Annotated in this window: 9 protein-coding genes; all 9 read right to left on the bottom strand. The window is 54.4% G+C overall.

The features are described from left to right. The coding region (locus ACPLUI_RS07265) for an ethanolamine ammonia-lyase reactivating factor EutA (protein ID WP_424659602.1) at positions 1–326 on the bottom strand (326 nt) is incomplete at its 3' end. Positions 327–350: 24 nt separating this feature from the next. Then, positions 351–1,334 carry an ethanolamine ammonia-lyase subunit EutC gene (gene eutC / locus ACPLUI_RS07260; RefSeq protein WP_424659601.1) on the bottom strand — a complete coding sequence of 328 codons (984 nt, stop codon included), beginning with the start codon at positions 1,332–1,334 and terminating at the stop codon, positions 351–353. Positions 1,335–1,336: 2 nt separating this feature from the next. Then, positions 1,337–2,713, bottom strand: a complete 1,377-nt coding sequence (locus ACPLUI_RS07255; RefSeq protein ID WP_424659600.1) for an ethanolamine ammonia-lyase subunit EutB — start codon at positions 2,711–2,713, stop codon at positions 1,337–1,339. Between the two features lie 16 nt (positions 2,714–2,729). Next, on the bottom strand, positions 2,730–4,157 hold the full coding sequence (gene eat / locus ACPLUI_RS07250) for an ethanolamine permease (RefSeq protein WP_424659599.1): 1,428 nt from the start codon (positions 4,155–4,157) through the stop codon (positions 2,730–2,732). A gap of 198 nt (positions 4,158–4,355) precedes the next feature. Next, positions 4,356–4,829 (bottom strand): response regulator, encoded by a 474-nt coding sequence (locus ACPLUI_RS07245; RefSeq protein WP_424659598.1) that lies wholly within the window; start codon positions 4,827–4,829, stop codon positions 4,356–4,358. Between the two features lie 2 nt (positions 4,830–4,831). Next, positions 4,832–6,292, bottom strand: a complete 1,461-nt coding sequence (locus tag ACPLUI_RS07240) for a sensor histidine kinase (RefSeq protein WP_424659597.1) — start codon at positions 6,290–6,292, stop codon at positions 4,832–4,834. A gap of 249 nt (positions 6,293–6,541) precedes the next feature. Beyond that, positions 6,542–7,111: an ANTAR domain-containing response regulator gene (locus ACPLUI_RS07235; protein WP_424659596.1), complete on the bottom strand. Its 570-nt coding sequence runs from the start codon at positions 7,109–7,111 to the stop codon at positions 6,542–6,544. 152 nt (positions 7,112–7,263) lie between these two features. Beyond that, on the bottom strand, positions 7,264–8,313 hold the full coding sequence (locus ACPLUI_RS07230) for a tetraprenyl-beta-curcumene synthase family protein (RefSeq protein WP_424659595.1): 1,050 nt from the start codon (positions 8,311–8,313) through the stop codon (positions 7,264–7,266). 132 nt (positions 8,314–8,445) lie between these two features. Beyond that, positions 8,446–9,564: a D-alanine--D-alanine ligase gene (locus ACPLUI_RS07225; RefSeq protein ID WP_424659594.1), complete on the bottom strand. Its 1,119-nt coding sequence runs from the start codon at positions 9,562–9,564 to the stop codon at positions 8,446–8,448. Positions 9,565–9,678 lie beyond the last annotated feature (114 nt).

The raw sequence follows: 9,678 nt of genomic DNA, 5'->3' as shown, positions 1-9,678 counted from the left end.
AGCAGCTGACGGGCATTTTCCTTTTTGGCCGTCTCACCGGTAATAATCACCGCACCGCTCTCTACCCGGCCCGGTTCAACCCCCGCGGCCAGGTACTCCCTGGCTATAATCTCACTCACCGCCTGGGCGTCAATCAATTCTGGTGAAAGCAGCGGCGTAAAATAAATCGCACTGCGGTAGATAATTTGCTTGTCCACTATCTCCAGCCGGGGTACACTGGCTCCCGGCGCAGTATTGGCAATTAAGAGCCGGCTGAATACCAGCTGGGTGGTGGTGGTACCCACGTCTATGCCAACACTGATGATCTCCTGGGCGTCTTTAGCCACGCTCCGCCACCACTTTTCCCGTCGCTACAGGGGCAGGTTCACCCCGCTCGCTTTCGCGTCGTATATCTTCCTGATGAGGGTAGCCAGGTATGCACCCGCCTCAGCCGGCGGAGTACCTCCCTTGTGGATATTGGATACCACTGTATGATCGGCAATCAGTGTACCTTCGTGAGGCTGATATATCAGGTAGGCGCTCATGCTTTCGGCCGTCCCCAGGCCGGGGCGCTCACCTACCAGCAGGACGACCACTTTCGCCTGCACCAGCATGCCGATCTGGTCCATGATCTCAACCCGGCCGTAGCGCACCAGCACGCCTTTCCCAACTGTGAGGCCCTGTGCTTTAAGCCCTTCCAGCAGAGGCGGCAGAATATGGGGCAGGTTGGCAGAAATAGCACGGGAGCTGAGCCCGTCTGCTACCACCAGCTGTACATCCACACCACCCGGGCAGTGCTGGCGGATCTTTTCCACAGAGTCCGGTGACAGTTTCTTGCCCAGATCCGGGCGGGTCAGGTACTCATCCTTGTTCCTGACCTGGGACTGCACCGGTAGCAGGTCAAAACGCGCAGCCAGGCTCTCGTCAAGTTCGCTGAAAACGGCATCTTGAGCTACGGCATGGTCGGCACGGAACCGCAGTACCGTTCTGGTCAACGGACGTGGGCCAGAGCGCCAGACACCAATGCGTGCCGGGGTGGTAGACTTGAAGTACTCCAGTGCGGCCCGGTCCACCGGGTTCGGCACGAGAATCTCCTTCTGCAAATCCACCAGCGTCAGATCTTCGAGTTCTTCATCATCGTCTTCTTTGTTATCCACGCCGCACCCGCCACCATCCGTGCCAGGTGCCCGGTCACCTGCTACAGCAGGCGCGGAATAAGCTGTGCCAGCCGGTGACGGCTGAGCAGCTTTGCTCTCACCCTGTGGCTCTGTCCCGGTTGTAGCAGCATCCGGGCGGGCAAGCAACTGGGACAGCACTGCCTGCACAATCTCTTTGATCTGATCATCAGCTACCACTGCTACCTGCCCCCTTTCCCCGAGAATACTGATGCATCGCCAGCCCGGTCAGAAAGCCGGCCATTTTCCCACAAACCCATCTTTTCAAGCCAGGCTCTGAACTCGGGCAAGGGCGAAAGTCCAAGAAGCTGGCGCAGCGTAGCTATGTCGTGATAACTGGTACACTGGTAGTTCAGCATCACATCATCGCCCATGGGTATGCCCATGAAGTAGTTGATCCCGGCTGCCGTCAGAAGTACGGCCAGGTTTTCAATATCGTTCTGGTCCGCCTTCATGTGGTTGGTATAACATGCATCGCAGCCCATTGGTATTCCGGTCAACTTACCCATGAAGTGGTCCTCCAGACCGGCCCTTATGACCTGCTTGCTGTCATAGAGATACTCAGGACCGATAAAACCAACTACCGTATTTACCAGGAATGGAGCGAACTGTTTCGCCAAACCGTAACAGCGGGCCTCTAGCGTCACCTGGTCAGCACCGTGGTGGGCATCTGAGGAAAGTTCGGAGCCCTGACCGGTCTCAAAATACATTACATTGGGACCGGTAGCCCGCCCGTATTTGAGTGCAACCTCCCTGGCCTCCTGCAGCATGGCCACATTGATGCCGAAGGCTTCATTTGCTTTTTGCGTACCGGCCAGGCTCTGGAAAATCAGGTGGCCGGGAGCACCCTGCTGGAAGGCTTTCATCTGAGTGGTCACGTGGGAGAGAACGCAGATCTGCGTGGGTACCTCCCACTCCTGGATGAAATTGTACATAGCCTCAAGGAGGCGTGTGGTGCCGGCCACGCTATCCTCAACCGGGTTGACACCGATGACCGCATCGCCGATACCGTAGGAAAGACCCTCACGGATCGAGCTCAAAATACCTTCGGGGCTATCAGTAGGGTGGTTGGGCTGAAGGCGTACGCCCAGACAACCAGGTACACCGATGGTGGTGTTGGCACGCGCAGTGATATTAATTTTGCGCGCCCCATATATCAGGTCCATGTTGGTCATCAACTTGGCCACCGCCGCCACCATCTCACTGGTCAAACCGCGGCTGATACGCTGGATAGCCGCACCATCGGTACTATCACTCAGAATGAATTCGCGGAGCTCCGCCACGGTCCAGTTTTTAATCTCCTGATAAATCGGCTCATTGACATTGTCATCAATAATACGGGTGACCTCGTCAATCTCATAAGGCACAACCGGGTTCTTACGCAGGTCCTCGAGAGTCAATTCGGACAGCACAACCTTGGCGGCAATTCTTTCTTCCGCCGAAGCTGCGGCAATGCCGGCCAGAATATCCCCGGATTTTTCCTCATTGGCTTTGGCCAGCACATCTTTTACATCTTTGAAGCAGAAAGTACGGCCAAATAACCTTGTCTTGAGCTTCAACGTATTCCGGCCTCCTTTAGTTCAGTTCCTCCTCGGCCTTGGCCAGGATGGCAAATTCTTCCTCGGGGGCCTTGGCCACCAGGTGGTGACGGCTGTACAGCCAGAAGTACATGACAAAGAGCAGGTAGACCAGGGCCGTCCAGAGGATGACCTTGGGCGCGTAGAAGAAACCGGCAAACAGCGCGACGATGGCAAGTATGAGAGCAATCACGGGTGTTAGCGGATATCCTGGTACTTTATAAGGACGGTGCAGCTTTGGTTCTCTGACCCGGAGCACCAGAGCGGAAAGCATCATCATAATGTACGAAATTACCGCTCCGAACACCGCAATTTGAATCAAAATGTCGCCGTTTCCAATGATCGCCGAGGTGATGCCGATTACACCGCCCACCAGAATGGCCACATAGGGGGTGCGGAAGCGCGGGTGTACAATGGAAAGGAAGCGGGGCAGGTAACCAGCTCTGGAAAGTGCAAACACGGCACGACCGGCACCAAAGATGATGCCGTTGAAGCTGGCAATCAGGCCGGCTAGTCCGATGATGCCCAACAGCTTGATCACCCAGTGGGCGTTGCCGTAAACCGCACCCAGAGCTTCTGGCAGCGGGCTGCCGGAAACGCTCATCGCTTTCGCTCCACCGGTACCCGCGGCCAGGAACAGCACCGTAAAGGCTGCGATCAACAGGGTAATGATTGACGTAATCAAGCCCTTGGGCATATCCTTGGCCGGGTCGTTACACTCTTCGGATACCAGGGGCAGTCCTTCTATGGCCAGGTAGAACCAGATGCCGTAAGGAATGGCCGCCCAGATGCCGAGCAGGCCGAAGGGCAGAGCCCTGGTGTTTCCAGCAGCGGGAGCAATCTCGAGCAGTTTGGTGGCATCAAAATGCGGGAAAGCGAATACGGCAAAGATTACAAGACCAATCAGGGCAGTAACAGTAACAGCCAGTTCAAAGTTCAGGGTTGTTTTGGCACCGAAAGTGTTCATGGCGAGGAAGATGATGAAAACGCCGGTTACGAGTACCCACTTGGGCAGGCCGGGGAAAATAAAGGTAATATAACCGGCAATACCGTTTGCAATAACCGCGGGTGCCAGCACATATTCCAGTACCACGCCAATCCCCGCCAGGTAACCGCCCCAGGGCCCCATTGCCTTGCGGGCAAAGGCATAAGCTCCTCCGGTAAAGGGAATGGCCGTAGCCAGTTCAGAAATGGTGAGACACATGGTGGTGTACATGATGCCCATTAAAATGGTGGCCACGAACAGGCCCCAGAACCCACCGGCGCCTATACCAAAGTTCCAGCCAAAGTAGTCGCCGGAAATCACATAGCCCACCCCGAGGCCCCAGAGAAGCAAAGGACCAGCAAACCTTTTCAGCTGCCTTTTCTCCAGATAATCCGCCTCGCAGGCCGTTTGTCCAACAACCTTTACATTGGGTTCCTGCATTTACTTGCGATCCTCCTTACCTTTGATGTGGAAAGCCTGATTTTATTACCTGTACCCGAAACCCTGCGTGTTTATTTTTTCTCACCACCTCCCGTGGTTAAAATAAAACAGGCCCTTCCCCGGCCGGAAGAATCACCGGTGTTTTCACCACCAGGATTTCCGTCCGGAAAAGGGCCACCCTGCCCGGGTATTCTTTTGTCAGTGTACAGCTTTACCTGCCTGCATCAACCTCTGCTGCTTTTCAAGCTGCAGTTTTTCCTGCAATAAAACTTTATATCGTTTTATTTTTTTTATTTCCCTGTATTGTTGGACAGCAACATGGACTGCCGGTGAAAGATCCTGTTTCATGACAGGCTTGGTCAGGTAACCCATCACACCGGCCTCTACAGAACGCCTGATTATGTCCGCATCGCTGTATGCGGTCAGAAGCAGCACCGGGGCCAGCTTCATCCCGCCGATCATCTTGGCCGCCTTGATCCCGTCCATGCGGGGCATCCTGACATCCATAATCACCAGGTCGGGTTTTAACTTTTTGGCCAGGTCCAGTGCTTCTATACCATTGCGTGCCTCACCCACCACCTGGCAACCCAATTCGACCAGCATCTCTTTTAAGTCCATGCGCGTAATTGCCTCGTCATCAGCCACCACAATGCGGTATTTTCCCTCGTGCATGATCAGCTTCCTTCCTGCGGAAAGATGAGCTCTGCTCTGGTCCCCTGTGAGAGTGATACAATGTTCAACTCACCCCCCAGATTTTCACGGGCCAGCGTTACGGCGATCTGCAAGCCCAGGTTGGTCATGCTTTCCAGGGAAAAGCCTTCCGGCAGCCCTTTGCCATTATCAGTAACGCTGATGATTACAGTCTTGCCACCTGAAATATCAACATTGATCTGCCCCTTTTCCCTGCCGGACAGCCCGTGTTCCAGAGCATTTTGCAGCAGCTCATTAATTATGATGGCCACAGGGATTGCTTTCTCCGAAGAGAGATATATTTTATCGCCCCGCACATTAATTGCCAGCCCACTGTCTGCCGATACCATACCCTCCCGCAGCATACCGGCAATCTTGTCAATACAACTTTTCATTTCAATAATTTCGGGACTTTCCCGGGAGAAAAATTCATGCACCAGGGCAATGCACTTGATCCTGTTAATACTTTCCTGAAACGCGTGCTTAACTTCCGGAACATCAACCCTGCGCATCTGCAGGCGCAGTAGGCTGGCAATGGTCTGGAGATTGTTTTTCACACGGTGGTGGATTTCTTTAATCACAGTTGACTTGGCAACCAACTGTTTTTCTTTCTGCCGGAGTTCGGTAATATCTCGCAACAAGTATACACTGCCCTTGACCCTATCGCTCTCCAGCAGGTGAAGAGAGCGTACCAGCAGCGTCCGGTTACCGACCACAATTTCTTCCATATCCAGCTGGTCCAATTCCTTGGTGAAAATAACCTTCAACTGGGGCACGTTCTGGATTATGTCCTCTACTGTACGGGGGACGAAATACCTGCCCGTCAGGGCGGTAAACAAATCTTCCGCCACCTTGTTGAAATAGGCCACTTCCCCATTTTCATTGGTCACCAGCAGGGCATCGTGAATCAGGGTGGGCAGCACATTGCCCATCGAATCCAGGTTGAACAGGGTGTCAGTGAGTTTCTGCGTGGTTTCCGACAGGAACTTGAGCGATTTTTCCTGCTGTACCTGGCGGCTGTCATCCCTCTCCATAATCAGTACGGCAATTACATCACCGCCAGCACCCCGCACCGGAAGCACAGTCTGGGCTATAGGCACCCCTTCCTGACTGATACCACGCACATTGAAGACCGGCTTTTCGGTAGTGAAGGCCTGAAAAACAGCAGGTTCATTTTCAATGTAGGCAGCCTGTCCCAGCACTGAACTGCGGTAAAGGGAGGGTGCGGTACGCGGCCTGGCTTCCGCCACCACCGCTGCAACCCGCTTATCCTCGGTGAGCATGTCTATAAAGACATCAGCCCCCGCCAGGTCAGCAAAGTACTGAAGATTGGCAGCCAAAGAAGTGATCACCTGCAAGTCGTGTTCATTTATATGTTCACCATGCTTGTATGACCTGTATTGCAACAACCGGCAAGCCAGTTCAGGCAGATACCCTGCTTCCATTTTGCCGCGTCCTCCATTTCCTTCACCGGGCTGGACTTAGCCACTACCCGAGGAAACTGGAAACATTTCCTGCTGGGTCCTGTTACCAAAAAAGCCCTCTGCTTGCCGGCATAAACTACCCGCAAATCAGAAGGCTTCCGCACCCTGGCTATTCTTTTTAAAATTCTTTGTAAAAAGCCAAAGTTCGATTTCTACTTACATAATACATTATCCCGGCATAAAAAGCAAGCACTTTTTATTTTGAAAGTTTTAGAAATACAAATCGCCCTCCAGAATCTGGCGGGCCACCTGCCCCATCTTCTGCTGGTGGACCATACTCTGCCGGCGGATAAAAGAGTAAGCTTCTTCTTCGCTCATGCCTTTTTCCTGCTGCAGCTTTGCTTTGGCCTGCTGAATTGCCTCCCTGTCCGCCAGCTGTTCACGCAACTGGTGAACATCCAGCTGTACTTTTTTCAGTTCTGCAAACCTGGCCTGAGCAAGCTGTATAGCTGCTTTAAGTCTGTCTTCCTGCAGTGGCTTGACCAGGTAGGCCATGACACCGCTCTCCATAGCTCGCTTGATAGTTTGTTCATCACTGTACGCAGTAACCAGGATCACCGGCGCCAGCCTGAGGCGGCTTACCTCCCCGGCCACTCTGAGTCCGTCGATACCGGGCATCGCCACGTCCAGTACGACCAGATCCCAATTTTTTTCTTTGAGCATGGTCAGTGCCTGCGCACCATTCTGGCACTGACAAACCTCGCTTGCCCCCATTTCGGAGAGCATCTGCGCCAGGTCCAGACGAAAAATGGGATCGTCCTCGGCCAGCAGTACCCGCATCCTGTACACCTCTCGCCAGGTTTTCCTCTCACCGCAACTTGACAGAATTATTCATATAATTAATATAACACATAACTATAATATTTTAAAGACCTGGCAGGTAACAGATTTATCCTGAAACCGGCGGCCGTATCCAATCCATTCGGCTATGTTCAAACAATTCCCACTTTGCGTAGAAAAGCACACAGGCTGTACAGCCGGCGGGCGGCGGGACCGCCGCTTTCCAGAAGCAGGTGGCGGGTGGGCTGCAGACCCTGCCCGTCCACCTTGTCGTCGGACAGGTACATGGCCAGAAGACCCTGCACGACAGTTATATGGAAATGAGGATCGGGCAGTTCCGCAGCCAGGGCCAGAGACCGGTCCAAAAAATACTTCAACCGTTCAGCAGCCTGCCGCCCGTCCCGGTAACAGGCAACGAAGTTTAAGTCGCCACCTTCCACATCTTCCTGCTGGTCGATAAAGTAATCCAGTAAAATGTGCAGCCCGCAGATCCACGGGAAATAGGCGGCGGTGACTTTTTCCACCTCATCGGAATTATAGTCTCCCCGGGCCGCCAGGGCGAAAAGGGCGAAGATGCCGATCGTTGAGCCTGTAGCAGCGGCCAGTTCCCACCAGTACAATTTTTCCGGCATACTTTCCAGCAAGGGTCCCAGCCAGCTCTTCAGGCTTTTCACCCGCTGGGACCACTCGATGTGCTTGTACACCTGCAGCAGGCAATAAAGTTCAGCCAGCCGGCAGGCCTTCTCCCGAAGCGGCCCGTAGGCGGGCAACCGGGCCAGGGCCTGCTGGCAGGAGCGCACCAGTTCCCGCAGGTACCCGCCGTCCTCACGGTAGGGATACAGGGCATAATAATCGCCGCCTGATACCCCGGGTGAAAGGGCGTCCATAAAGGCCCGGTGCAGTCTGTGAAAGGCCTCCCCGTCCTGTACCCCCGCGCGGTCGCACAGATTATCCAGGTAGTCACTGATAGTCTGCAGGGCCACAATGGCCCGGACCAGCTCCCGGCGGTGGTTGCCGGTCCAGGCACTGAAAACGCTACCACCCTGGCAGTGAAATGCCTTTTTGCCGATGCTGGCCAGGGCCATCCGGCGCAGGTGCGGCTCAGGGCAACGCGAAGCCATCAGCCGCCAGTTTTTCAACTCCCGGGCCACCTCCGGAAAGGCCAGAAAAAGAAACCGTCCCATCAAAGCGAGGCGAGACATCACTGACACTCTGCCCGGGGCAGGCTTTAAATCCTGGCAGGGCACCATGGTACCAGCTCCTCCCCAAAAGCCTGGTGCATATGGTATTTTTTCGGTCCCGGGCATGGGTTATGCGCTTAAAAACCAGCCGGTTTAACCGGCGGCGACCGGCGGCTGGAAGGTAGTCCGGGACCGGTTTTTTTCCCGGTGCCTTTCCAGGGCCAGGTCAATTAACCGGTCGAGCAATTCCTGGTAAGGAATACCGGTGGCTTCCCACATCCTGGGGTACATGCTGGTACGGGTAAAACCCGGGATGGTATTGATTTCGTTGATCAGCACGGCCCCGTTATCCCGGCGCAGGAAAAAGTCCACCCGGGCCAAACCGGCACAATCCAGGGCCTTAAAGGCACGAATGGCCAGTCTCTGCAGTTCCAGCATGGTTTCGGCCGGCAGTTGAGCCGGAACGACCAGCCTGGATTTACCTTCCACGTATTTGGCTTCGTAATCGTAAAATTCATTCAAGGGAATTATTTCTCCCGGCAGGGAAGCCATGGGATTATCATTGCCCAGGACGCTTACCTCAATTTCCCGGGCATCCGCAAATTCCTCCGCGATAATCTTGCGATCGTACGACGCTGCGAGCTCTATGGCCTGCTGCAGCTCATCACGGTTCCTCGCCCTGGATATGCCCACGCTCGAACCCAGGTTGGCCGGTTTGACAAAGACTGGATAACCCAGCTGTTCCACCAGGTCCAGCACCGCCCCGGGATTCAGCTCCCAATCACGGCGCAGGAAATGGCAGAAACGCACCTGGGGCAGGCCATGCTGGGCAAAGACGGTTTTCATCATTACTTTATCCATACCCACGGCTGAAGCCATCACCCCCCCACCTACATAGGGGATATTGGCCAGCTCCAGAAGCCCCTGCACGGTACCATCTTCACCAAAGGTACCGTGCAAGACCGGAAAGGCCACGTCAATGGGGCGCAGCTGTTCCACTCTTACGCTTCCATCCTCGACAGGAGCCAGGCCCCCATAAGTGGGGTCTGCCAGCAGAGCGACCCTTTGCCCCAGTTGCTCCGGGTCCTGTCCGGCCAGCATCTGTGCCGGTTCAACACCTGCGAACCATTTTCCTTCCGGAGTGATAGCCACGGGAACAATCTCATACTTATCTTTATCCAGGGCTTCAATCACCGAAGCCGCCGAGTTTAAGGAAACCTGGTGTTCCCCCGAACGCCCCCCAAAGATCACTGCCACCCGTTTTTTTGTCATCAAGCCGTCCCCTTTCGCCAGCTTTTTAATAATTTATTCCTGAGAACAAAAGAAAAACACTTTTTAAATATCTTATCAATAACAAGAAAGGGTGGGTAGTCCCACCCGCTTTTT

Source organism: Desulfofundulus sp., assembly GCF_049701015.1.
In the GTDB taxonomy this organism is placed as follows: Bacteria; Bacillota; Desulfotomaculia; order Desulfotomaculales; family Desulfovirgulaceae; genus Desulfofundulus.
Note: the sequence above shows the minus strand (reverse complement) of the source record. Positions and strands in the feature narration are given on the sequence as shown.